This window comes from Pseudomonas sp. PIC25 (genome assembly GCF_002286785.1).
Taxonomy (GTDB): Bacteria; Pseudomonadota; Gammaproteobacteria; order Pseudomonadales; family Pseudomonadaceae; genus Pseudomonas_M.
In genome coordinates this window covers 1-24802 of the sequence record NZ_MUJY01000046.1, presented here as the reverse complement: position 1 = coordinate 24802, position 24802 = coordinate 1, and the positions used below count along the sequence as shown (strand labels likewise).

25 protein-coding genes are annotated in these 24802 nt (G+C 65.9%); 3 read left to right on the top strand and 22 right to left on the bottom strand.

Translation table 11 applies throughout. The features are described from left to right. Positions 1-155: 155 nt before the first annotated feature. From BZL41_RS04315 to BZL41_RS04230, 16 genes are all read right to left on the bottom strand, one after another. Positions 156-872: an ABC transporter substrate-binding protein gene (locus BZL41_RS04315; protein ID WP_077566059.1), complete on the bottom strand. Its 717-nt coding sequence runs from the start codon at positions 870-872 to the stop codon at positions 156-158. Positions 873-1123: 251 nt separating this feature from the next. Then, positions 1124-1516, bottom strand: a complete 393-nt coding sequence (locus BZL41_RS04310; protein WP_003141051.1) for a hypothetical protein — start codon at positions 1514-1516, stop codon at positions 1124-1126. 25 nt (positions 1517-1541) lie between these two features. Next, positions 1542-1778, bottom strand: a complete 237-nt coding sequence (locus BZL41_RS04305) for a hypothetical protein (RefSeq protein ID WP_095598153.1) — start codon at positions 1776-1778, stop codon at positions 1542-1544. A gap of 781 nt (positions 1779-2559) precedes the next feature. Beyond that, positions 2560-4575, bottom strand: a complete 2016-nt coding sequence (locus BZL41_RS04295) for a DNA topoisomerase III (protein WP_095598151.1) — start codon at positions 4573-4575, stop codon at positions 2560-2562. A 292-nt stretch (positions 4576-4867) separates the two neighbouring features. Next, entirely contained in the window at positions 4868-5251 is a 384-nt protein-coding gene (locus BZL41_RS04290; protein ID WP_095598150.1) for a single-stranded DNA-binding protein, read from the bottom strand. Further along, the gene (locus BZL41_RS04285; protein ID WP_095598149.1) at positions 5248-5796 is read right to left on the bottom strand and encodes a DUF3158 family protein; all 549 of its coding nucleotides are present in this window, start codon (positions 5794-5796) and stop codon (positions 5248-5250) included. Before BZL41_RS04285 ends, BZL41_RS04290 begins: the two co-directional genes overlap by 4 nt. Beyond that, positions 5793-6581, bottom strand: a complete 789-nt coding sequence (locus BZL41_RS04280; RefSeq protein ID WP_095598148.1) for a PFL_4669 family integrating conjugative element protein — start codon at positions 6579-6581, stop codon at positions 5793-5795. The genes BZL41_RS04285 and BZL41_RS04280 overlap by 4 nt, the downstream gene beginning before the upstream one ends. Before the next feature lie 188 nt (positions 6582-6769). Continuing rightward, positions 6770-7522 carry an OST-HTH/LOTUS domain-containing protein gene (locus BZL41_RS04275; protein ID WP_168190944.1) on the bottom strand — a complete coding sequence of 251 codons (753 nt, stop codon included), beginning with the start codon at positions 7520-7522 and terminating at the stop codon, positions 6770-6772. Between the two features lie 238 nt (positions 7523-7760). Further along, positions 7761-8954 (bottom strand): STY4528 family pathogenicity island replication protein, encoded by a 1194-nt coding sequence (locus BZL41_RS04270; protein WP_095598146.1) that lies wholly within the window; start codon positions 8952-8954, stop codon positions 7761-7763. Positions 8955-8956: 2 nt separating this feature from the next. Next, positions 8957-9517: a DUF2857 domain-containing protein gene (locus BZL41_RS04265; protein ID WP_016446180.1), complete on the bottom strand. Its 561-nt coding sequence runs from the start codon at positions 9515-9517 to the stop codon at positions 8957-8959. A gap of 17 nt (positions 9518-9534) precedes the next feature. Next, entirely contained in the window at positions 9535-11193 is a 1659-nt protein-coding gene (locus tag BZL41_RS04260) for a ParB family protein (RefSeq protein ID WP_095598145.1), read from the bottom strand. After that, positions 11186-11422, bottom strand: a complete 237-nt coding sequence (locus BZL41_RS04255; RefSeq protein WP_012584779.1) for a hypothetical protein — start codon at positions 11420-11422, stop codon at positions 11186-11188. Before BZL41_RS04255 ends, BZL41_RS04260 begins: the two co-directional genes overlap by 8 nt. Next, positions 11406-12272, bottom strand: coding sequence for a ParA family protein (locus BZL41_RS04250; protein WP_095598202.1), 867 nt, complete (start codon positions 12270-12272; stop codon positions 11406-11408). Before BZL41_RS04250 ends, BZL41_RS04255 begins: the two co-directional genes overlap by 17 nt. A gap of 40 nt (positions 12273-12312) precedes the next feature. Further along, entirely contained in the window at positions 12313-12531 is a 219-nt protein-coding gene (locus BZL41_RS04245) for an AlpA family transcriptional regulator (RefSeq protein WP_016446183.1), read from the bottom strand. A gap of 118 nt (positions 12532-12649) precedes the next feature. After that, positions 12650-13411 (bottom strand): ATP-binding protein, encoded by a 762-nt coding sequence (locus tag BZL41_RS04240; RefSeq protein WP_168190943.1) that lies wholly within the window; start codon positions 13409-13411, stop codon positions 12650-12652. A 531-nt stretch (positions 13412-13942) separates the two neighbouring features. Next, the gene (locus tag BZL41_RS04230; protein WP_168190942.1) at positions 13943-14854 is read right to left on the bottom strand and encodes a LysR family transcriptional regulator; all 912 of its coding nucleotides are present in this window, start codon (positions 14852-14854) and stop codon (positions 13943-13945) included. A 625-nt stretch (positions 14855-15479) separates the two neighbouring features. Here BZL41_RS04230 and BZL41_RS04225 point away from each other — a divergent pair. Next, positions 15480-16388 carry a LysR family transcriptional regulator gene (locus BZL41_RS04225; RefSeq protein ID WP_168190941.1) on the top strand — a complete coding sequence of 303 codons (909 nt, stop codon included), beginning with the start codon at positions 15480-15482 and terminating at the stop codon, positions 16386-16388. Between the two features lie 516 nt (positions 16389-16904). On the opposite strand, the gene BZL41_RS04220 is transcribed toward BZL41_RS04225, so the two are convergent. The 5 genes from BZL41_RS04220 to BZL41_RS04200 all read right to left on the bottom strand — a co-directional run bounded on the left by BZL41_RS04220 (position 16905) and on the right by BZL41_RS04200 (position 21421). Continuing rightward, complete coding sequence (locus BZL41_RS04220) at positions 16905-18161, bottom strand: MFS transporter (protein WP_095598141.1); 1257 nt, start codon at positions 18159-18161, stop codon at positions 16905-16907. An 8-nt stretch (positions 18162-18169) separates the two neighbouring features. Beyond that, a complete protein-coding gene (locus BZL41_RS04215) occupies positions 18170-19225 on the bottom strand; it encodes an alcohol dehydrogenase (protein WP_095598140.1) in 1056 nt (351 codons plus the stop codon). After that, a complete protein-coding gene (locus tag BZL41_RS04210; protein WP_174706131.1) occupies positions 19222-20373 on the bottom strand; it encodes an FAD-dependent oxidoreductase in 1152 nt (383 codons plus the stop codon). Before BZL41_RS04210 ends, BZL41_RS04215 begins: the two co-directional genes overlap by 4 nt. A 2-nt stretch (positions 20374-20375) precedes the next feature. After that, positions 20376-21044: a cupin domain-containing protein gene (locus tag BZL41_RS04205; protein ID WP_095598139.1), complete on the bottom strand. Its 669-nt coding sequence runs from the start codon at positions 21042-21044 to the stop codon at positions 20376-20378. 95 nt (positions 21045-21139) lie between these two features. Then, positions 21140-21421, bottom strand: coding sequence for a hypothetical protein (locus BZL41_RS04200; protein WP_095598138.1), 282 nt, complete (start codon positions 21419-21421; stop codon positions 21140-21142). Positions 21422-21634: 213 nt separating this feature from the next. Between BZL41_RS04200 and gcvA the strand changes: the two genes are divergently transcribed. After that, on the top strand, positions 21635-22561 hold the full coding sequence (gene gcvA, locus BZL41_RS04195; protein ID WP_095598137.1) for a transcriptional regulator GcvA: 927 nt from the start codon (positions 21635-21637) through the stop codon (positions 22559-22561). A gap of 53 nt (positions 22562-22614) precedes the next feature. On the opposite strand, the gene BZL41_RS04190 is transcribed toward gcvA, so the two are convergent. Beyond that, positions 22615-23316 carry a type 1 glutamine amidotransferase domain-containing protein gene (locus BZL41_RS04190; protein ID WP_095598136.1) on the bottom strand — a complete coding sequence of 234 codons (702 nt, stop codon included), beginning with the start codon at positions 23314-23316 and terminating at the stop codon, positions 22615-22617. A 1006-nt stretch (positions 23317-24322) separates the two neighbouring features. Between BZL41_RS04190 and BZL41_RS04185 the strand changes: the two genes are divergently transcribed. Beyond that, entirely contained in the window at positions 24323-24679 is a 357-nt protein-coding gene (locus BZL41_RS04185; protein WP_095598135.1) for a hypothetical protein, read from the top strand. The last annotated feature ends 123 nt before the right edge of the window (positions 24680-24802 follow it).

Genomic DNA, 24802 nt, shown 5'->3' with positions numbered 1-24802 from the left:
TCTCGACTGCCTGGGCATGCTGCCGGCAACGCCAGCGAACATGCGGCCAGCGTGCGGCACATGGCGGCGGCCGTCCGCCGGGAATCGGCAATGCGCCGGCACCGCGTTCCGCGAAAAAGAAGAGCCCCGACGTGGGGGCTCGAATGGGTTGCGGGTTACTCGTCGTCGTAGAGCGTCAGTCCGTCCAGCACGGGCGCGTCGGCATCGAAGATCAGCAGCCGCACGTCGGCGAGCGCAGCCAGGTGCAACACTTCCACGAGGGACTCCGGCATGCCCTTGGCCCGGTGCTCCTGCCGCAGCTCTTCGGCGGTGATGCCCTCGACATGCTGCAGGTTCGCATCCGTCCAGGGCGTGGCGATCAGCTTCATGCCGACCGCCGGGCTGTAGGGAATGCGGAAGGCCACGAACAGAAAACCGCTCGGCGTGGCGATGTCCGCCAGTTCGGCGAGGAAGCGACCGGCCTCCTCGGTGATGTGCGCCGAACTGATTTCCCAGGCACGGCTGTAGAACCCGGTCTCGAAGCGCAGGCGGCGTACCACCTCGCGCGCGGCTTCCTCGGAGTAGGTATCGCCGACGTGCAGCGGCTGGCCGGCTTCTTCGGCCATGACGGCGTAGACGAGGTTTCGGGCGATGCCGTGGCTGGGGCACTGCGCGTCCAGCTCGGGCGGCACGTTCTGGCCCTCGGTGATCAGCGCGAAGTCGTCGCAGAAGACGCAGGCATGGCGCTCGACCTGGCTGTCCGGCAGGTGCGACTGCGAGATGTGCAGCGGCAGATAGCTCAGCGGGCAGTCGTCGTCGTAGGAAATCGCCAGCAGCCGTTGCACGGACAGGCCATCGTAGCCGCGGACGAAGGGGTTTTTGGAATGGGACATAGGATTCCTCCAGCAGAGGATGGCCGAGGCAATCCCCTGCCGGGGATTGAACCCCAGCGAGTGGATGAAGTGGCAGCCAGTCAGCCGGCCGCGGCGTCGCGCCGCCCTGGTGGCGGGCGGTGCAGGTCAGTGGAAGATGGTGATTCGGGACATGGCCGCTCCTGCGAAAAAAAGGAGGGACATGGCCCCGAACGGGGACGCATGTCCCTCGTGGGGTGGGATGAAAGAACGGGGGGGTTGCCAGGCGCGGCTCACCAGCCGTTGTAGTGCAGCGTGAGGTCGGCGATGACCTGGCGCCGTTCCAGATCGAGGCCGCCGAAGTCGGACAGCCCCTCGAAGCCGCAACGCTTGAGCATCGCGCCGCCCTCGCGGGAGTTGTAGAAGCTCACCATCGCGGACAGGAACATGCGTTGACCGCTGCTCAGCACGCCCAGGGCGTCGTTGAGCATCAGCATGTTGGGCCGCAGATCCCACTTGGTGGTGGCACGCTGCAGACCTTCGCGTGTGCCGTCGCCGAACCACTCGTGGCCGGCGATCTGCGCGCCGCGCTTCCAGGCCTCGAAGAAGGCCTGCGGTGCAGCGTCGAAGTGCGCCTGTTCCAGCGCCATCTGATCGAGCACGTCTTCGGGTAAAGACAGATTCATGAGAGAACTCCTTGAAGGGTGGGAATCAGGGGTGAGCGCGCTGTGTCCAGGCATGGGTATCCAGGGCGCGCTGTGCTGCGAGGTGGCTCGGGAAATACTCGACGGACTCCCGCGATACCGGGCCTTCGTCGTCTTGCGTGCCGATGTAGTGACCGGCCGCGCTGCGCAGCACCTGTAGCGGCAGACGCTTGCCGGTCCAGGCCAGCGCCAGCGCACCACTGCGCACTGCGGTTGCAGAGGAAGATGCGGAAGGTTCAGACATGCCGTGCTCCTTGGGGGTGGGGCGGGGAGCACGCATCCCGCAGGGGATGGGGTTCCCCTCGGGTGGTTGAGAAAAGTGCATCGTCGCCAGGCCGGCGAGCGTCCGCGGTGGGCGATGCGAAGCGGACTGGATCGGTCAACTCGGCGAACCGCGTTGCAGTCTTGAAGACCGAGACTGCCAGGGCATGCCGCTGACGACTGTCAGCAACGCATGGCGTGAGGATGGGCGCGAAGCATGGCTGCCGTCGCAGGGAAAACCGAATCGCGGACGGCCCGCTTTAGGGCAGGCCCGCGTCACGGGACAAGGCAAGGACCAGGGCGCCGAAGGCCACGCGGGCCTTCGGCTGGAGAGGAAGGAAAACCACCTGTGGGCTGCGTCAGCGCAGGCCGTCGTCAAAGCCGTTCGCTGCGTCAGCAATCGCACCCGGCCCGTTTCGTGGCTGGGGCCGGAAACCGCTGGCGTGCATCCACACACAAAGGGAGCCCGTTGTTCCGCCGGCGGGCACCGGCACGGAATACCCTCGGCCCAAGGGGCCTCCTCACGGCTCACGCGGCGGCAAGGCGTCAGGAAGCCCCTCGTGGCCGAGGCAAGGCACACCGATCAAGGGAATGGCGGCGGGCGCGATTCGTGGAGCAATGACCTTCTCGCCCCGTCGCCCGATGGTGGGCAGACGGGGCGCGCACACCGTTGCAGAAGGAGACGCGCGCTTTGGAGTCCCGCGCGGTGCGGGACGTTTGCCTCGCCGCCAGTGAAGGGCCGGCGCGGCAGGGGGAAGCGAGGATCAGGACGCCTTGGAGGCAGCGCGCCGCTTGCGCGGTGCGCTGCGCCGGCCCGTCGGGGACTCGATCGGCAACGTGCCCTTGCAGTCCGGGTAGCGCGAGCAGGACCAGAACGCGCCGCTTTTGCCCGTGCGCTGCTGCATCGGTGCGCCGCACTGCGGGCAGGCCGGCGCCGGCGGCAGCTTGAGCGAGAGCGTTGCGCCGCGGTACTGCTGCACGAGCTGGCCGACCCACACGGACTGCTTCTCGATGAAGGTGTCCAGCGCCATCTGGCCGGCCTCGATCATGTCGAGCGCCTGCTCCCACACCGCCGTGGTGCCGGGGTCGGCGATGGCCGAGGGCACCGCGTCGATGAGCGTGAATGCCGCGTCGGAAGCGCGGACGGCGCGGCCTTTCTTGACCAGGTAGCCGCGACCGATCAGACCGTTGATGATGTTAGCGCGTGTCGCCTCGGTGCCGATGCCGGTAGTATCTCGCAGCTTCTGTTTCAGGCGCGGGTCGGTCACGAACTTGGCGACGGTCTTCATGGCCTTGATCAGCTCGCCCTGCGTGTAGGGTTTGGGCGGCAGCGTCTTCAGCGCCTTGAGATCCACCTTTCCGACCGGGCAGGACAGGCCCGCATGCAGAGCGGGCAGCACCTGGCTGCGCTGCGCATCCTCGCCATCGGCATCGTCCGGCCCCGGCGTCGCCAGCACCTCACGCCAGCCGGTGACGGCGATCTGCTTGCCCACGGCCGCCACCGACTGACTGCCGCACGAGAACTGCGCTACCGTCCGGTCGAACTCATGGTGCGGGAGGAACTGCGCGAGGTAATGGGCGCGGATCAGCCGGTAGACGGCCAGTTCCTTCTCGTTCATGGCCGACAGGTTGGCGGGCTCCAGCGTCGGGATGATGCCGTGGTGAGCCGACACCTTGCCGTCGTTCCATGCACGCGAGCGCTGTTGGCGATCCAGGCGCTCGATCAGCGGCCGCAGGCTGGGGTCGGTCTTGACCAGACTGTCGAGTACGGTCGGCACCTCGGCCAGCATGCTCTCGGGTAGGTAGCCCGAATCCGAGCGCGGATACGTTGTCGCCTTGTGCGTCTCGTACAGCGCCTGGGCAATGTCCAGCGTCTCCTGCACGTCGAGGCCCAACTGCTTGGAGCACACCTCCTGCAGCGTGCCCAGGTCGAACGGCAGCGGCGGACCTTCGCGCATACGCTCCGTCTCGACCGACACCACCTGGGCGCTGCCGGCGGCGCGCAGGCGGTCGGCGGCCTGCTGGGCGACCGGCTGTTGCAAGCAACGGCCAGCATCGTCAATACAACCCTGCGGCGGCGTCCAACTGGCGATGAAGGATTGGCCGGCATGGGACAGCGTGACCTCGATCGCCCAGAACGGCACCGAGACGAAACGTGCGATCTCGCGATCACGGTCCACCACCAGCTTCAGCGTCGGCGTCTGCACCCGGCCCACCGACAGCACGCCGGTGTAGCCGGCCTGGCGCCCCAGCAGTGTGAACAAGCGGCTCAGGTTCATCCCGATCAGCCAGTCGGCGCGCGATCGGGCGAGTGCGGAGAAATACAGCGGCAGCGTCTCGGCGGACGGCTTGAGTGCACCCAGCGCCTTGCGGATCGACGCATCGTTGAGCGCCGACAGCCACAGGCGCTGAATCGGCCCGCGGTAGCCGCATAGCTCGATGATTTCGCGGGCGATCATCTCGCCCTCGCGGTCGGCGTCGGTCGCAATCACCAGCTCGCCCGCCTTGGCGACGAGCTGCTGCACGACCTTGAATTGCGCTGCGGTCGCCGCCTTGGGCTCGACACGCCAACGCTCAGGAAGAATAGGCAGTTGCTCAATGGCCCAGCGCTTGTATTGCTCGCCGTAGCCTTCGGGCGGAACCGCCTCCACCAGATGACCGATGCACCAGGTCACGACGACACCCGCGCCGCTGTAGCAGCCGTTGCCGCGTTGACCGGCACCCAGCACACGGGCGATGTCCTTGCCCTGGGACGGCTTCTCGCACAGGAACACGCGCATGAAGCCTCCTTGGAAATGTGCGGTTCATCGGATGGGCGTCAGCTTGGCGGGGCCAGGAGATGCCGGCAGCAAGGAAGCCGATTGATGCAGACACCGCTTTGTGATCGGCAGGCGCTCCGTTGCCGCAGCGGTGCGCATGGACCGCAGGAGCTGGCACAGCAGAGCTTCGTTTCGGGAGGGCGGCCGGAACTCCGTAGACGACCTTGGAGCTATCCCCTGGGGATAGCTCGCTGGTGCATCGCGGGCGTATGACGGTTGCTACAGCCGCCCTCGGGGGGTGGCGATGGGCGAACTACTGTCCGCCGGCCGGCTTGGCGCTGAGCGCCACCGACTCGATGCGGTACGGCAGGATGCCCACGCGCCGGGCCTCGACCTTGAACGTGACACGCTCGTTCTCGTCGGCGTCCTCCCATTCGTCGCGCACGGTGCGGCCCTCGACCAGCACCCGCATACCTTTCTGGTACAGCGTCTTCCAGTGCTCGGCGTCGCGGTGCCACAGCTCCACGGGCGCCCAGAAGCCGCCGCGATCTTCGTACTCGCCGTCCTTCTTCAGGATCGGGTTGTCGAAGTAGACGTTCAGGCGAAGCAGCCGGCGCGGCTCGTCGTTGCCGTTCGGGAATTCGCGGTAGTCCGGCGCAGAACCGATGTTGCCCTCGCCGACGAAGTGCGTGCTCATGGTGACTCCTTGGTGGTGGGTGGAACGGACGCGGTATGCCCGTGGACGCGCCGCAGGTAAGCCGCTTCGGCCTGGGCGGCCTTGTTGGCGCATTCCAGGGCTTGGCGAGCGATGCTGTGGGTCAGGCTGATCTGCATGTTCAGCACGATGCGCTGCAGTTCCATCGCGTACAGCTCGTCAATCAGCGAGGGCGGCGTCGCGGGGTTGGCCAGCAGGGCCTCCCACAACGCCACGCCCATGGAGGAACGGTCGAGGTTGCGCCAGCGCAGGAAGGTCGTTCCTGCGCCAGTGGCCTGCTGGGCCAGTTGCACGTCGAGCAGGCTGAAGGGGTAGGCGCGCGCCTGGGGCAGCACGCGCCGCTGCGCCAGGCCAATCACGTCGTCGCGCAGCGCTGCGCACTGGCTGGCCCAGGTCTCCAGACTCCCCTTACCCTTAAAAGGCTGTAAAAGGCCTTTTAGGTAGCCTGCGTGTTCCAGGCGCTGGAAGTCCGCCTGTTCCAGCGCCACGAAGCGCGTGGAGTGGCTGATAGGGGGCGATGCTGTCATGCGCCAGCACCCTCATCGCCCGCGGCACCATCGGCTGCGCCACCCGTGGGAGCCGGCGCATCGGGCTCGATGGCGGGCGCAGCAGGCGGCGTGCCGGGCTTGTTCGCCCGCCGCGCGATCGGTGGCGCGAAGCGCGAGCGGCGCGTGCCTTCCAGCACGTCCTGCGGCAGCTCGCCGAACTTCTCCAGCGCCGCTCGCGCCGCCGCGTTCTTCGCCGCGAAGTCGTCGCGCGTCGTGCCCGAGTAGCGGTACTGCTGGGCCAGCGAGAACAGGCTGCGCAGTGCGTGCGCGCCATCGTTGAGCCAGCGCTCCAGGGTGCTGCGGTCGATCAGCGCCGTGTGATGCGCCAGGATGAGCTTGCGCGCCAGGTCGTCGTAGTCGGCCAGCAGGTACACCGCCATGAAGCCGAGCTGTGCATTCACGAACAGCGGCAGCTTCACCGGCTGCACGTTCATGTTCTCGCCCAGCGACAGCGCCGCTGGCACGTCGGCCAAGGCCTGATCCACCTGTTCGCGCAGGGTCTGCAGGCGGGTCTTGGTGTCGGCGAGCTTGTCCTCGATGCGCAACATCCACCAATCCGAGTACGGGTCGTCCTGCTCGGCGCCGCGCTTCATCTTGTTCATCGCACTGATGAAGCCGTTGAGTCCGATGATGCCGGCGCGTCCTTCGGTCGGCGCGCGGCCGTGCCAGATGCGCGATGCGTGGTGGGTGTGCAGCGTCAGCGACATCGCGCTGCGCAGCGACCCGAGATTCAGTCGCAGGGGTTCTGTGCGTTCGTTGGCCATGGGAGCGACTCGTGATGAAGGGACGAGTCGCCAGCATCGGCATCGGCCGGAAGGCTGTCAGTCAACAAACCGCAGCCCATGCACGCCCGGTTTGTTCCGCACGGAAGGCTGCGTGTTCCGGCTATCCCCTGGGGATAGCTCGGCGGAGTTGTTCGCGGCTCGCGCGGAGGTGAGACCGCGTTGCGGGGCTATGCCTCGCGAGGTCTGTACCAGGCGGCCCGTTGCCCCTCCACCTCACGGTAGCGAAGCTCGAACAAGCGGCACTCATGCACCACCTGCCGCCAACTGCTGCAGCCGTACTTGGCTGGAAGCTGCTCGGGATGCCGGTCCGCGATCCAGCGGCCAGCGGCGACGATGGGTGTCCAGCCCTCGACGGCCAACTGCGCGGCGGCCTCGCTCAGCGCGCGAACGATGCCGGTGGCCGGCCAGTCCACCGTGCCGTCCGGCGCGATGCCATTGACCACCAGGTCGTGGAACACATCCGACTGGACGAAATCCGCCGCAAGACGCCGCGCCTGATCCATGTGCTCGGCCCAGCCGCGCAGCTGCTCGAAGTGTTGATCGATGCGCGTGTAGGCGGAACCGAGTTCGCCCTGTGCAGCGCGGCACCCGTCCACGGTCCATAGATCGTGCTGGTCGATGAAGTGGTGCACCAGGGTGTTGCGCAGCGATACCAGGTCTCTGAGGTCGGCCTGGGTCTTGGCGTAGTCCTGCGCAGACAGGCTCAGTTGCACGCGCGTGCGAAAGGAAATCACGTCGCCGGGAAGATCGTCGTCGCGTTCCTTGCCACCATTTCCATCGGTGACGACATACGAACCAAACAGTTGTCCGACCAACGTGCCCAGGGTCTTGGTCGCGGCATCTTCAATCCGCGTTGCGCGAATGGCCTCTAGCGAATGCGCCGGGCCTGAAATCTCGTGGTGCGCCACGATGGCTTTCATGAGGCGCTCGTATTGTTGAAGGCGCAACAGGCATCTGCCCAGCAAGCGTTGAACGTCTCGCTGTAGTGGTTGCAGTGCGTTTGTGGCGGGGGAAGTCGTCATGTCCATCGTCGGCCGGGCTCGTGCGTGGCTGTCCTTGTCTGATTCACAGGCGACAGTTTCGCCTGTCGTTCGGCGGGCGGCAATCGAGCACGGTGGAAGGGTGTCTGTTCCAGCTATCCCCTGGGGATAGTCAACATCAGCGATCACGCAAGGCTTCTCGGAGCTGAGCCAGGTAGGCACGTGCCACCTCGGGGTCAGCGGCACGGGATGCCGGCGGTGACGAAGGCGCAGGTGGCGGGGGCGCTGGCGGTGCCGCTGCACTTTCTCCGGCCCAGGCCTTGAACTCTCCGCGGATCGCCTTCTGGATAATGCCGAACAGATAGCCAGCCGGGTTGCGCACCGTGCTGTTGCGGCAGCGTGCGGTCCATTCGTCGAGCACAGCCTGCCGCTGGGCTTCCTCCACCTGTTGCAACGCCACCAGCGCGCCGGCCTGCTGCTCGTCCTTCAGGCGCAGGAAGCGGTCGGGCAGCCGCAGGTTCTGCAAGGCCCTCGCGCGCGGTACTGTACGTACTTCATTTATACGATCATTACGTACTGTACGGTCCTCCTTCGGATTCCGAAGTGAGCCGTCCGGCGCGGGTTTCGGCCCTGCTTCGGATTCCGAAGACGGGCGCGCGCCATTCCGAAGCAGGGCTTCATGGCCTTCTTCGGATTCGTGGTCCGCACCCTCCTGTGGATAACCTGGCGTCGTCCAGCCATGCCGCGCCATGCGCTGCGCCAGCACTTGCAGGCGGGTCGGCAGCGTGCGCCCGCTGAGCAGCGGGTCTTCGGCGATCTCCCGCAGCGTGTTCATGCCCACGATCTGTACCGCCTTGGCGGCATGGGTCAGCGCCTGGCTGACCAGGCCGAGGTAGTCGGTATCGAGCTGCATCGCCTCGAAGGGTGACAGCGGTTCGTCGTGCAGCACGTAGAGGTTGCCTTGGATGCGGCCGGTCTTCGGGTCGCGCCGTCGTCGCACCAGGCTCAGCCAGCGCGTCAGCCGCAACAGCGTCAGGGCGCGCGCCACGGTCTCGTGCGATGCCTGCGCGGCGCACGGCATCGAGGCCAGGTAGGGGCGCAATTGGTCGTAGGTGGGAAAGGCGGTCACGCCGTCGTCGTTGAGCTGCAGGCGGAACACCTGCCAGGCGTTGCGCTCCAGCGGCGTCAGGCGTCGGTCGAGGAACAGTCGGCGCGGCACGCTCTCATGGCGGTTGCCGCTGTAGAGAAAGCCGTCCTGGCTCGGCGCCGTGCCCTGCGCCGGTTCCTTCGGCTCAAGGTGCCGCAGCGCCTCGTCGAACAACGCCGACAGCGCAACCGGGCCATCGCGCCGTGATGCGCTGCCCGTGGTCATGGCTACACCAGCCCCTGGTCGATCCAGTTCCGTATCGCCGACCAGATCACCGACATGGGCAGGGTCATGGCCTCGGCCAGGTCCATGGTCAGCGCCAGCATCGCCATGTCGTCGGTCAGGGCGACATGGCGCTCGGCGACGCCGGCCTTCCAGCGCTCCCACAAGGCCACGTCCTGCGCCTCGTCGAGCACCGGATGCCGGCCCTTGCGCTTGGGCAGCCCGAGGATGTCGCGGCGCAGCGCCACTTCCTGATGCGTGAGGCCGTAGAACTTGCTGACCATCTCCGTGCTCGCCCCCAGGCGCAGCATGCGGTCCACCGTGGCGATCTCCCGCTCCACGTCGTGCACCTGGCTCAGCAGCCGCTTCAACACCTCCCGGTTCACCGACACCGAACACCACGACACCGTGGCATTCACCAGCATGCTCACGAGCTCGGGGTGTTTCAGCGCATCCAGCTCCTCCTCGCCGAAGCCCATGGCCTTGCAGCGGCGCAACTGGCCGTTGCGCAGGTCATGCAGGGCCTGGGCGATCACGGCCTGGTTGAGCGGGTGCGGTGCCGACATACGGGAGCCTCCTGCGCTCAGGAATCCTGGCTCGCTACGCCGGCTTGCAGATCCAGCAGCCGGCGCGCCAGGCGCAGCAGACGGAACAGCTTCACCAGCGCAGCATCGCTCAGGCGTGTGGCCGAGCCGCCATGGCCATGGAGCAGCGCCGCCAGCTCCTCGGCCAGCCGCGCGCGGTCCAATCCGTTCGCGGCGGGCGGCGCCGCACTCAGCGCATGCAACAGGGTCAGCACCGCCCGCGCGAACGCCGGCAGCGCCTTCGCCTGGCCCACGGCCGGCGCCACGCAGACGAAGCCGATGCCGCCGTCGCTGGCCTCGATGTGGTCGGCTACCGCTGCGTCCCCGGCGATCTCGCGCGCGAATTGCGCGATGTGCACGCGCAGGCGATCCGGCACGTCCAGGCCCGGCTCGATGTACCAGACATCCGAGATGGGAAAGAGCCCGCCAACCTGCACCGGGATCGCACGCAGCGCATCTGCCTCGAAGTCGGGTAGCTTGTCGCCGAGCTGATCCGCGACCATCCGCTGGATGGACTGCAGGCGCTCGGTGGTCGATGCCGGTGTCACGATGTGCCCTTGCAGGCGCTCGTCGCGTTGCCCGTGCTGGTCCTCCGGCGCTTTGGGCGATGCAGGCGGTGTCGCTGCTGGCGCCGAAGGCGCGACCGGCGTGGTGTCGCGCGGCACAGACGAGGCGGGTGGCTGCTGAGGCGCGGAGACCGGCGGGAGAGGACCAGCAGGCACGACAGGCGCTGCCGGTGGCGTCGGCGCCGCCGGTTCGCTGGTCAGCGCACGCTGGCGGCTTTCGCTGTCGTTGATCTCCAGCGCCAGCGTGTCGTAGTCCGCCTCCAGCAGCTCGGCCATCTGACCGACCAGCTCGTCCTGCACCCGCTGCGGCGAGAAGTCGTCCGGCTGTGTGTCGAACTGCGTCAGCACGTCCTGAAACAAGGTGGCGAAGTCCACGGTCACGGTGCGGCCCAGTGCACGCCGCTCCCAGGTGCGCTCGCACGCCTTGCGCAGCACCGCGAGCCGGTCCACCTGATGCCGGCCCAATCCGCCGTACAACAGCGTCGGGATCGCCGGCAGCAGATAGCGCACCGCATCGTTCATGCGGCTGATGTGTGACTGCGGCACCGGATAGCCGTCGGCAGTCAGCCGCCGCGCGAGTTCGCTCTGCGACAGCGCCTGGCCGCTTTCCTGCTCGTAGAACTCGCGCGCCTTCTCGATGCCCAAGGCCCGCTCGATGAAGGTCAGCCCGCCGCGCAGCTCGTTCTCGGCCAGATGCCCGGTCAGCGCCACGATTTCGCCGCGCGCCGGCCACGGGCGGAACAGGCACGCAATGCGGAAGAAGCGTTCCTCCTTGGTCTCGCTCCACAACTCGCGCAGGATCGCCAGCCGCGTGTTGCCGCCGTTGCGAATGATGTAGTGCGCCTCGCCCGGCCTGCGCGTGATCGCGGGGGGCGCGTCCAGCCCGCGTTCGCGGATGGACGCCTTGATCTCCGCATAGGCCGGGTTGCGCGTCACGCGCGGGTCGTGGTCGTAGGGTCGCAACTGGTCCAGCGTCACCACCATCGGCGTGTCGGCGATGGGGTCGCTCAAGGTCGCGGCCGAAGGGCCGCTGCGCTCGAAGCCGGTGGCCAGAAGCTTGGCAGCCATGTCCTGCGGCGTCAGCTCAGCCACGGCCGTTCTCCTGCGCCTGCCGGTCGGCGCGGCGAAGTTGCGCGCGGGCATTGCGGTCGGCACGGTGGTCGCTCGCCGTCGAACTGGTGTAGATCGACGCGCAGCCTTGCTTCGTGAATTTCAGGTGCCCGCCGGACGTGCGCACCACGCGCCAGCCTTCGCCCAGCGCGAACTCGATCAGCGCGCGCAGCCGTTCACGGCCGCGCGCCAGTTCATGTGCGCTCGCCATGGCTGGCCCCTCCCGCATCGGCCCGGCCGGTGACCAGCGCGAAGCACTCCCGCCACGCGGGGAACAGCTCGCCGGCCAGCGTGCGCATGGTCTCCAGCGCCGCGGGCGCCGTGCGCCCAGCCGGCTGCCGGTACTCCACCCGGTGCACTGGCAATCCTCGTGCCGCAGCGCGCGGATAGGCTTCGATGGCCGGCACGTCGGTGCCCAGCACCTGCACGCCGGCCTGTTCCTGGAACACCTGTCGCAGCGCCTGCTGGACCAGCCGCGCGTTCGACGACACCGGATGCACACGGTTGATGAGCAGGCGCAGCGGCGGCGGCTCGATGCCCAGGTGCCGATACGGCGCGATGTCCTCGATCAGTTGCAGCGTGCCGCGCCGCAGCTCGCGCGCCGCGAGGATTTCCGGCGTCACCGGCGACAGCGCCAGGTCGGACGCCAGCACCGCCATCTCCAGCAGCACGCTGCGCGCGCCCTGGGTGTCGATCAACAGCAGGTCATAGTGCGTGCGGAAGACGGGCAGCAAATGGCGCAGTCGCAGGCGCCCATCCGGAGCATGCAGCAGCAGCGTGTTCAGTTCGCCGCGGTCGTCGTTGGAGAGCACCAGGTCCAGGCCCGCGATCGCGGTGCGCGACACCAGTTGCTCGATGCGCCGCTCGTTGAAGGCCAGCATCTCGTAGATGCCGGCGGGCGCGCGCACGTCCAGCATGAAGTAGCTCGACAGCGTGGGCTGCACGTCCAGATCCAGCAGCAGCACGCGCAGCCCGGCATCGGCGATGAAGCCGCCCAGGTTGGCCGCCGTCGTGGTCTTGCCCACGCCGCCCTTGGTCGAAATGATGGACACCACCTGCATGAGCTTCTCCTCGTCGAATGGCATGAACCGAGAAGAAGCGTCAGGCGCGTTCTTTGAGGCGATCAGCGATCCACTGTTCGATCTCCACCGAGTCCCAGCCCACCGCGCGCACGCCCAGGCGCAGCGCCTTGGGGAACTTGCCTTCTTTCATCAGGCTGTAGATGTGCGCGCGCTTGAAGCCGGTCTTGGCTTCGACCTCGGCGCGGCGCAGGATGCGGTGCTCGGTCGGTGCCGCCGTGGCGGTGGTCTGCGAAGACATGAGGGTCACTCCTTAACGCTCAGTGGCGCTGATTGGCGTGACTCGCATTAAGAACGCCGCGTTGAAGAAAGACACCGCAAATGCGGCTTCCGCGACCGCAGATACGGTCTGGCATCGCTCAGGAAGTTGTGCTCTGGAGATTGCGCCGAGCCAGTGCGAACTTGGCCTGCAGGGTGCGCTCGGTGATGCCCATCGCGTTGCCGTGGTGCGCCACCATCGCGCTGATGATGGCTTCCTGCGTCAGGAAGCTGGAATACGGCATGCCGCTGGGAGACTTACCCAGCAGTAGCGTTAGTAACCCGCCAACGATGTTCAGGTAGGTCGATTCGCTGCGCGGCCCCAGCGTGTTCGCACGCTCCGCGTCGACCGCGCAGGCGGCGTGCGTTTTCAGCAGCGCCTCGTGCTCGGCGCGCAGCGTCTCGTGCACGCCCAGGTGTTCCACCAGCCGCGCCTTGATCGCTTCCCGCTCGGCCAGCAATGCGCCCACTGTGTCCAGGCTGATCGCCGGGTGAAGTGCACGCTCGATCTCATCGAACAGAAACGCCGGTTTCTCGCCGGGGTAGTAGTGCGCCATCCAGGATTTCAGGTCGACGTGCCGCACCGTCAGCGACGGGTCGTCCATTGCCAGGCCCTGCGTGTCCCGCACCAAGCCCTCCTTGCCATACGGCATCTCGCCGTGAGCCAGCGCATCGAAGATTCTTTCGGCGTTCAACCGCAGCATCGGCCAGCGCGGAAACTCCGTTGCCTCCGGCAGAGGCCGCTCTCCCAAGGTCGCCAGGATGCGCCGCTCGAAGCGCAGCAATCCGCTCCAGCGGATTGCCGCCTCGATCGGGCGGTAGTAGGTCTTGGCGCCATCGGCCAGGCTGCTCGACTTCGGCATATCGCGCGCCTCCATTCGTCATCGCACCGAGTCCACGCACACGCACCCGCCGTACTGGCGACGTGCGTGGCCGTCCAGAAATCTCCGGGCGAAACGAGCAAGTGGCGAAGCGGCGAAGACCGTGGCATCGACGATGCCGCCGGTTTCGTTGCGAGATGTGCGACTTGCCGCGCATGGCGCCATCACTCACAATTCGCAAGCCGCGAAACATGCTGTCACCAGCGTCATTCGCGGGCACCATGCTTGACCCGGATAACCAGGCCAAAGTCTTTGCAGGGAAAAAGGCCCAGTAAAGCGCGATCACCTCAACATGCCAGAGCCGATGCGCATACGGCAAGCACTGTTGCGCCGCGCGTCTTCGCTGTGACGCGCCACGATGGGCATGCGATTTTCATCGCAGGATGCCAACCGCAACCGCGAGCAACGCCTGGGTGCAGCGCGCCCGTGCACCGCTGCAATGGAATCCCGCTGTGGCAAAACAGGTCTGGCGCTTTGACCAAAATGGAATCGGCCAACCTGCCTGAGGCAGCCTCATGCGAGCCGTTGCGCATCCAACGGCATGTGGCCGACACGCTGCGCACGGTCGATGAAGTGGCGCAGCGGCTCCGACATCGCGCCCTCGGGATGTAGCAGGTAGGTCGTCAACGCCGCCGAGTCTTCATCCAGCGGCCGGACGATCACGTCCGCCTGCCGGCATGCCACCGCGTGCGCCGCGGTGGAAAATCCCACGCCATAGCCGGCCGCCACCAGGGCCAACATCAACGAGTGGGTCGTCACGTACTCGGCCACGACCGGCGGTGTCTCCACCAGGCGCAGCAGGCGCTCGCATTGCCGGCTGCACTCCTGACAAACCTGCGGGTGACACAGCACCAGCGGGTAGCCCACCACCTCGTCCAGCGGTACCCGCTTGTGCGCCAGCAAGGGGTGCCGCGCGGGTATGGCCACCACCAGCGGGTCTTGCCACACCGGCCTGGCGACCACCCCGGCCTCCATCTCGCCGGCCATCGCAAAGGCCGCGTCGTACAGGTCGTTGCCCAGCCCGCCCACCACCTGCGACAGCGGCGCCTCGAACAGCCGGATGCCCACTTCCGGCGCCTCCTCCCGGCACAGCGCGAGAAGCGCCGACAGGCGGGTCCGCCCGATGCCGCCGGCCAAGGCGATGCGCAGGGTGCCCCGGTGTCCCGCCGCCACCGCCCGCGCCTTGGTCTGGGCTTGCTCAAGGGTCAGCAGCACGCGCCGGGCCTCCTCCAGGAACACCTGCCCGGCCGGGGTCAGGCGCACCCCGCGCGGCGTGCGCTCCAGCAGCGTCACGCCCAGGTCCGCCTCCAGTTGGCGGATCGTCCGCGACAGGGGTGACTGCTCCACATGCAGCCGTCGCGCCGCCCGGCCAAAGTGCAACTCCTCGGCCACGGCGATGAAACAGCGAAGATGGCGTAAGTTCATGTACTTCCCCCCAGAAAGTGGAGTCCATTCCTCTGGCCGCAGGGAACCGCATGAGTGCTTCCCGGTGGCGATGCCGGTCACAGAGGCTTCCAGTCAGTTGCGCCATCCGGCCTTCAGTCGCCGGCACGAGGCGGCGAGTGTCCAGGCAAGGCCGGGTTATTCCATCGGTGTTGCCATATCACACAAAACCACGGACAATCAATAATAATTCTCATTAGCATCCGAGTCTGAATGGAGTGAAGCCGATCAAGCCCGACGTGGCGAACCTGTCCGTCACCACCCACGTCACGCCCGCCCTGACGCCGGCGTGACGTCGTCGGCTGCACCGATCGTGAACTCCAGCACGCGTGAGCGCCTGCGCGGCGTGCCCAACGGTGACCCGAAGAGCGCCTGCGCCACGACGCCGGTCTGCCCGCCTTGGCATGGCAGCAGCAGGCACTGACCATCAGCATTCAATGTCCGGGCGGTGTGCGCCGGCCTGCTCCGCGCGCGGGTCGGCGACGGGCCTGTTCCGAACGGGCATGAGGCTTTGACGCGATGCCGTCGAAGGAGGTGCTGATGGGATGCGGATGGAGATGCTGGCGCCCGAGAGGCCGAACCAGAAGAAGACAAACAGGAGGTGGCCTTGGATTTCAGATTGCTGCGTTACTTCATCGCAGTTGCGGAAGAACTGCATCTGGCCCGTGCAGCCGAGCGTCTGGGCATCGAGCAATCGCCTGTGTCGCGTGCGATGCGCGACCTGGAAAGCCAGCTTGGCGTGCAGTTGTTCGACCGCAGCACACGCCTGACGCGGCTGACCTGGGCCGGCCAGGTGTTCCTCGGCGAATGCCGGCGCGTGATGGCCACCGTGGAGCAGGCAGTCAAGAGCGCCAAGGCGGCGGCACAGGGCTACCAGGGCCATCTGCGCATCGCCATCTGCGACAGCCTGGCGCAGCCCCGCATCGCCACCCTGCTGGCACGCAGCCGTGAGGAGGAGCCCGAGCTGGAGATTCGCGTCTTCGAGCTGCCATTCGCGCAGCAGCTCAAGATGCTGCACGATGATCTGCTGGACATCGGCTTTGCCTTGTCAAACGCGGTACATGATGGCCTCGTCGCCGAGCCGGTGTGGACCGACCCGCTGTCGGTGATCGTGCCCGCACGCCATCCCTTGCTGGCACACGTGCAGGTGCCGCTGCCCGAAGCCTTGAAGTTTCCGCTGGTTCTGTGCCATCCCGAATCGGGATCGGGCTGCCGCCATCAGATTCAAGCGCTGCTGCAGGACGCAGGCACGCCGCTCAAGCTGGTCGATGAAGTGACCAGCCTCGGCGTGATGTTGACCCTGGTCGGCGCCGGCTACGGCATCGGCTTCGCCATCGCTTCGCAAGTGCAGACGCTACAGCGCCCGGACATCTCCATTCGTCCCCTGGCCGGCACCCCGCCGATGCTCTCTACCTACCTGCTGCGCCGCCGGGGCGAACCCTCGGAGCCCATGAAGCGGTTCATCGAGCGGGTGAAAGACGGGGCCGCGCCGGTCGATGATGAGCCAGTCCTTTGAGGACGGCAGCTCGCCTGTCCGTTGCGACCTGTGGCGTGGTGTGCCGGTAGACAGATAGACTTCGGAATGAAATCCGATGCTCTGGCTGTTGGCGGATGTGCTTGGCTCGCTTTGGATCACCCGCAACGGCCTGCGTTGACCAGGCCGAAGACTTGAGTCCACAATCGAGTCCATTCCGTGACGCCTGGATCGGAAAAGACGTTCGTAATAAACGAGTTAGCGACCGGGTGCTGTTCCCTTCGCCCGCTCCAGAATCCAGCAAAAAGCCCCGATTTTCGGGGCTTTTTCGTTTCCGATGCCATTCTACTGTCGACTCAAATCCTTTCCGTTCCTCGGAGGCAAGCACGATCTGTAGTGATGGCGGTCGTACAGCCTTGAAACCATCTCGCTTACCACGCCCAACGAGCCTGATAGAACAAGCCCAGCGCAGGGCTGCCAAGGGCCGGTTATTTTCAGAAGGTCGGCCATGCGGCCAGTTGCTTATTTGCAGCCCGCAATCAGGCAGCTTTGGCAAAGCTACTGACGATCCTCGAGCCTGCCGGCAAATTCGTTGATTTTGTCGCTTAGCCTCTTCGAAAGCCTCACCACCAGGTGAGGCTCCGAATCCGTCGCTAAACCCAGCCATACCAATGACGCCGCTGCCAGGCCGAGCCAGGGCATGAGCACCAGGTTCATCGTCTGCCAGCCCAGCATTTCGAGCAGGCCGCCGGCACCGAATGAGCAGACCAGCCCAACCGCGAAGATCACCATGTCATTGATGGCCTGCGCCCGCGCCTTCTCGGCCGGGCTGTAGGTACCGGTCAGCAGGGCCGTGCCGCCGATGTACATGAAGTTCCAGCCCACACCGAGCAGGACCAATGCGCTGGCGAACGAACCGAAGCCCGTTCCGGTCAGGGTCATGAGGATGTGGCCGACGAACAGCAGCACGCCGGTCAGCATGATACGCAGTACGCCGAAGCGGGCGATCAATGCGCCGGTGAAGAACGACGGCAGGAACATGCCGAGCACGTGAAGCTGGATGACCGTGGCGGCGGTGCCCAGGGCGTGGTGGTGATGGACCATGGCGATCGGCGTGGCGGTCATCGCCAGGATCATGATGCCGTAGCCCGTGGCGGCGCCGAAAAGCGCGACCAGATAGGCGGGCTGGGCGACGATCCGCTGCCACGGCCGTCCCTCATCCTGTTCGGCAGGCGCATGCACCGACGCGGGAATGTGCAGCCCCAGCAGGACGCCGGTAGCGATCAGCGACACGACAACCAGCATCAGGAACGAGCCCAGGTACTCCGGCTGCAGGAGGGGCCCGCCCAGGCGGGCCAGCAGGGGGCCGGCCAGGGCCGCGACCACGCCGCCAGCCATCACCAGCGAGATCGCTCGCGAACGATATGCCTCGTCGGCCACCTCGCTGGCGGCGAAGCGATAGAACTGGGCGAACGCCTGGTAGGCACCGATGAGGAAAGTCCCGAACGCGAGCGCGGGGAGCGATGCGCTGGCGATGCCGAAAGCGGCCACGAGACCGCCCGCCGCGCCCAGGAGGGTGCCCAACAGGAAGCCGGCGCGGCGGCCGGCACGGACCATCCACATCGAGGCCGGGAACATCGCGACAGCCGTCCCCAGGAACATCGTGGCGATGGGCAGCGTCGCCCATTGAGGGGATTTGGCGATCTGGCTGCCCGCCAGCGCGCCGACGGTCATGACCATGACCGAGACGATCTGGAACAGCGCCTGCGCGCTGGCCAGGATCAGCACCTGGCGATGCATGGTTTTCTTGTGCATGACGCTTCTTATCCGTGCCTGCTATTCGGTTGCCGAGCCCTTGCACTCCCCATGCTGAGCACCATGCGGAATTTGACGTCGCCGGACTTCATCCTCCGGTAGGCCTCGTCCGCCTGCTCCAGCGGCATGACTTCGATCATCGGGCGCACGCCGGCCAGCACGCTGAAGTCCAACGTCCTCTCGTTCTCGTAGGGCGAGCCGGTAATCGAGCCGAGTACGCTGCGCTCACCGACGACCAGGTGGCCGGCCGAGACCGGCAGCGGGTCCTTGCCGGCGCCGAGCAGCACCAGCCGCCCCTGGGGTGCCAGACCGCCCATCAGCGACGATACGGTGTCGGCATGGCTGATCGTGGTCACGATGGCCTGCGCTCCACCCATGCCTTGCAGCCTGGCGACGGCATTCTCCTGATGGGTATCGATGTAGAGGTGTGCACCTAGCGCCAGCGCATCCTCGACGATGTCACTGCCACGCCCGACCGCAACCACCTTGAAGCCCATGCGACGCGCGTACTGCACAGCCATGTGCCCCAGGCCGCCGATGCCCAGAATGACCACGACGTCGCCGGCCTGGGCACCGCATTTCTTCAGGGCGTTGAAGGTGGCGATACCGGCGCAGAGGATCGGCGCGGCCTCTTCCGAACTCAGTTCATCGGGAATCGACACCAACCCAGTGGCGCGCGCCAGCATCATTTCGGCGTAGCCGCCGTCGCAGCTGGCGCCGACGATGGGCTGGTTCTGGCAGAGCTGGAAGTGGCCCTGGCGACATTGGCTGCATTCGTTGCAGTAGCCGCCGAGGCGCCCCATGCCCACACGCTGGCCGACTTTCCAGATCGATGGGGTGTTGGCGCCGAGCGCGGCGATGCGCCCGACCACCTCGTGACCGGGCACGCGCGGCGGTTGTAGGGCCGGATCGGCCCGTTCGATATCGGCGGCGTCCGCGCCGCAGATGCCGCAGGCCTCGACCTCGATCAGCACTTCCCCGCTGCCCGGCACGGGCGTCTTGCGCTCCACCAGCTCAAGGAAGCCGGGACGGGTCACTTGCACGGCGCGGTAGGTGGTTTTCATGGTTGGGGCTCCAATGGGACAGGGTTTGTCGAGAGGGCTTCTTTTCGTGCGGCGGACGCGAGCAATGCCTGGACACCCAGGCTCGCCGCTTCGATGGCGCCGGCGACGTAGCCGGGAAACTGCGGCGACCACTCGCTGCCGATACCCATCAGGCACCCACGCCATGAGCCGGACGTAGTCCTGGCGACCGGAGCTTCGGCGTGATAGCCGGCACCATCCATATCGGCGGCGGTGGCGGTGTACGGGTCCAGCGCCCAGTCCTTGATGAATTCCGCCTTCGGCATCGCGGCCAAGGGACCGAACATCCGTGCGAGCTGCCCGCGGCAGAGCGCACGCAACTCATCCCCGGACAGGTTCTTGCGCACGCGCACCGGCACGCCGAAGAAGCCGAACAGCGCCGCGCTGCCGCCCGGTACGGAGGCGTCGTGGATCTCGCCCAACGGGCCGCGCACGCTACGGGCTACGCCGGACAGCCCCTGCTCGCGCCAGAACGGCGTGTCGTAGACAGCTAAATACTTCGCGTGGGGCGCCATCCAGGTGGACGTCGCCCGCCATTGCCGCGCCAGTGCGGGAGGCAAGGCCGGCGAGAATTCGATGCGCTCCTCGGCCAGACGGGGTGGTATCGCCAGCAGCACATGCTCGACGTACCAGGTCGAGGCTCGACCGGTGGCGTCCTCGCTGTCCAACTCCAGATGTTGATCCAGCCTTCGCAGGCGGCGCACCGTCTGGCCAACGACGATCCGCGTCGCATCGAGGCGGCAGTGCAAGGCATCGATCAGCGCCACCATCCCGCCCGCCAGGCGCATCGGCGGCGGCGAATTCACGTACCCGTGCATCCGCCTGGGAGGCTCATGGAGCGAGCGTTCCACCAGCATGTCGCCGACTTCGAATTGTTCGAAACGCGCCAGCCCCAGCTCACGGACCAGACGGTCCAACTGGTGCTGGTAGCCGGGCCAGAACCACGATGGCCCCAGGTCGAAGCGATCGATGGCCTGAGGCGTCGAAGGCGAAACGGAGAGGATGCGGCCGCCGAGACCATCGCGCGCTTCGAGCAGCACGTAGTCCCTGATACCTCTCTGCTCCAGCAGAAAGGCGGCGTACAGGCCACTCAAACCTGCTCCGACGATGGCAATGCGAGCTGTCTGCATGTCTATGCCTCCACGGCCATGCCGGCCAGATGGCCGGTCTTGAGATAAACGGTGGCGCCCTGTTGGCCTGCGGCGATTACCGGGTATTTCCCTTCGGGCAGGCGCATCCAAGTGCCCCGCTCGTAGAATCGGCCCTGCTCCAGCATCTCCCCGGTCAGCACCAGGAACTCCGCGCCGCCTACCGGACCGGCGAACAGAAGCGCCCCCGGCGCCAGACGCTGCAGGCAGACCTGCTCGGCTGCGCCCGAGAACAGCGGGCAGATCTCGCGATCCCGCTGGCGCTGCCAGGAAGACGGATCGCGGCTATCGACGCGTACGCGGCAGCACTCGCCCATCCTCATTTGCCGAAGCTTGACGAAGATGACGGCGCCCTCACGGCTGGACGGCCGATGGCTCGAACCCGGGGGATTGCGCAAGTACCAGCCCGCCGGATAGTGCTCGTCCTCTTCGGAGAAGGTGCCGGACAGGACGAGGACTTCCTCGCCCCCTGGATGCAGGTGATGCGGGAAGCTGGAACCGGGGGCGTAGCGCACGATGCTGGTCGCGCGGGCTTTTTCCTCGCCCAGCCGATCCAGCATCACGCGCTCGACACCCTCTTGAGGCGAGGCCACCCACCGGTACTGGTGAGGCGCGACGATTGCACGGCGCGAGAAATCTGCGTTGAGGAACATGACAGGTCCAGACATCGTGGGAGCGGCCGGCTTGACCGGCACGCCCCGATACAACGTGCTATCAGCCAGTGCCGCGTGGACGTCGCAACGAGGGATCAAGCGGTTTGATAGATGCGCACGTCGGGCGCGGCATCCAGCAGCGGCGCGAGGCCGCCGACCACATCGGCGGTGAACAGCTCGCTTTGCAGGTAGGCGTTCGCGTTCTCCTGGCTATCGAAGCCATGCAGTACCTGCACATCTTCGTCACGCACCAGCAGCTCCTTCGACTTCGCACCCGCGATGGTGTTGAGGAACGGCGCCTTGTACTTCTGGTAGATCCCGGCGGCGGCAGTCCGGTTGGCAGCGGCGATCTTGAGGGTGATTTGCAGATAGACCATTTGCACTCTCCTGGCGAGTGGATGAATCGTTGAACGGGCAGCGCCAGCAGCGCTGGAAGAAAAACTATTCATGCGGCCTGCCTTCGGAAGCTGTCCGAAGCAACAGCGGGCTTTCCAACAGTGCTCGCACCCAACGGCCTGGATTCTTTGCCGATTTTCTTCCGCCGACAAACGAGATAATGTGTTCAAAACTGAAAGAAAAACTTTATCGCCATGAAATCACCCGTCCACCTGAACGCCCTGCGCGCATTCGAGGCCAGCGCCCGCCACCAGAGCTTTTCCGCGGCGGCGGCCGAACTCAACGTCACCCCCGCCGCCGTCGGCCAGCTCGTGCGCACCCTGGAGGAATGGCTGGGCACGCCCCTGTTCCACCGCAGCACCAGCGGCCGGGTTCGGCTCGTTGCCACCGAGGCGGCCGAGCGGGCGTTACCGGACATCCGGGCGGGTTTCGACAGGCTTGCGCTGGGCCTGGAACGGCTCAAGGAGGGCTCGACCAGCGGGGTGCTTACCGTGACCGTCAGCCCGGCCTTCGCCGCCAAGTGGTTGCTGCCCCGTATCGAAAGCTTCCATACCGCCTGGCCCGACACGGACGTGCGCCTGGACACCAACCTCAAGCCGGTGGATTTCGTTGCCCAGCGCGTCGATATCGGCGTGCGCTACGGCACGGGAAGCTGGCCGGGACTGATCGCGGACAAGCTGATGGACGAGGAGGTCTACCCGGTGTGCTCCCCCCGGTTACTGGAGCCCGGACGCTTGCAGGAGCCGAATGACCTGGCCCGAGAAACCCTGATCCACGACCTGTCGATGGACAGCCACACCGGTTTTCCCACGTGGAGCACATGGCTGCAGAAGGCCGGCGTGACGGACGTCGCCGCCACACGCGGCATGAAGATCAACAACTCCGCGGCCGTCTTGCAGGCCGCGATCGACGGACACGGCGTGGCCCTGGCGCGTAGCGTCATGGCACGCGACGATCTGGCCGCGAGCCGGTTGGTGCGGCTGTTTCCACAGATTACCTTCGCGTCGACCCTGGCCTACTATGTGGTCTATCGGCCCGAGTGCGCCAGCCTGCCGAGATTGACGGCGTTCCGCGATTGGCTGTTCGAGGTGGCGGCCAACCAGACTCCGCAGAGGCAGTAGTCAGGCGTGGCATCCAGCCGCGCCTGACCATCAGACACAAACGGAGCCGCGCCTCAGCCCTTCAGGCGCTCGCGCAGCGCTTCGGCAAGCGGCACGGCCGAGGCCGGGCTCTGGCCGGACATCAGCACGCCGTCGATGACCACATGCGGCTGCCAATTTTCCACGTAGCTGTACTGGGCACCACGCCCTTTCAGCTCATCCTCGAGCGAGAACAGCAGGTGGTGCAGCAGTTCGATCTCGCTGTCTTCGGCGTTCTTGAATCCGGTGACATTAAGACCTTTCACCAAGTACTCGCCATCGCTTTTCTTGACGTCGCGCAGGATGGCCGGAGCATGGCAGACCATGGCGATCGGGCGGTTCGACTCGTAGAAGTCGCGGACCAGTTTGATCACATGGGAATCGGATGCCAGGTCCCACAACAGGCCGTAACCACCCGGGAAGAACACCGCATCGAAGCCGCTGTAGTCGATGTTGCGTAGCTTGCGGGTGTTCTTGGCGGCGAACAGCGCGACCGGGTCGGCGAGGAAGCGATCGGTGTATTCGGTGGTGAACGGCGACTTCATGCTCAGCAGGTCGATCGGTGCTTCGCCACCGGTCGGGGAAGCGAAGACCACTTCGTAGCCGGCTTCGATCAGGATGTAGTACGGCGCAGCCAATTCGTGGAACCAGGTGCCGGTCTGCTTGCCGCTGGCACCCATCTCGTCGAGCGACGACATGATGAGAAGGATGCGCTTTTGTTGATTGATGTGGCTCATGGTGGTGCTCCTGTGAGGGATTGAAGGAACGAAGCGGGGCGCGTCGATTCAGCAAGGCATTCGCCCCCGACCGAAGCCAGTGCCATGCAATAAAAACTATCCATATTGACCAGTAGTGCTTTCTTCTACCAGCCGCGAGCCGCATGGCTATTGGCGTCGGCTTGATAGAGATTTTTCCCGATCAACCAGGCAGCCAACAAACGAGATTAAATATTCTTTTTTGAAAGAAAAACTTTATCGATGGTCGATACCGATAGGCGCGGGTGCGGTATGGAAGGGGTGAACAGGCGGGCGAATGAATCCCCTACGGTTGGACAGGGTCCGTAGACCGGATAAGCGCAGCGCAATCCGGGCGACAGCTAACGCCAAACCGCACGATTCGCGCCCGCCCTCAACCGATACCCGCCGATAAAACCGTTTCGACTACGCAGAGACGGAACCATGTCACAAATAAATCCGATACCGGAGAACCAGTCACAACGGTAGGAACCACGCGTTGCGTCTGCACTCAGGGCTATGGAATCGTTGCGCCACTTCGGCAGCGACAGCGCCGGAGCGCCCCGCTGGGGCTCGCTCGGGCCGTGAAGGACAGCCCGGCGCATCCAGGGACGAGTACCCAATATCACGCCGAGGTTTCGGGCATGAAGGCGCGGTCTCATCCCTTCCCGGCAGCCGGATGGGACGGAGTTCCCGTTGGTATCCGCACGCCAGACATGGGCCACGGCCCTGACGACTTTCCAGTGATCGCGACCGCCTCGGGCGGATTGTGCGGGGCTTGCATCGCCCCCGCACAGGTAGCGCTTTGCCCGAATGCGGGGCGCTTCGCCAGACGTGATGCGAGGTGAACACGGTTGGATGCCGAAGCCGTGACGTATCAATGCCCGCTGTGCCCGTCGCCCGCCATACTCGGAACCGTTGCCGGGCCGCTCGCCCCTCCCTCCTCTTCTCCCTCTGGTTTTCGCCTTCCCGAGGCGAACGCCCTCTTCACTGCGACAGGAACACCTACATGGCAAAAGTGAATCTCGAACCCTTGCGCGATATTGCCGGCTTCATGGCGGCGGCGCTGGTGGATAGCGAAAGCGGCCTGCTGCTCGCCGTCGACGGCGTTCTGATGGGGCTGGAGGCGACCGCGGCCGCCAATGCCGAGGTAATCCGGACCAAGCGCAAGGTGATCGAGACGTTAGGACTGGACGATTCGATCGAAGACATTCTGATCAGCCTGTCCGGGCAATATCACCTGCTCCGTCCGCTCGAATGCAACGAGAAGCTATTCCTCTATCTGGTACTGGATCGCACCAAGGCCAACCTGGCCATGGCACGCCATGAATTGCGCTCGTATGAGCGGACCCTTGTATTGGCCTGAACGCCTTCTTCGGCGAGGCCGTTTGGGCGAATGAATTGGCTATGTCTGCGTTAAGTGTTGCTAGCTCCTAAACTTACTGTACGGCGTCCCCTTTCTGGAGGTCTGTCATGCGTGCAACAGAGT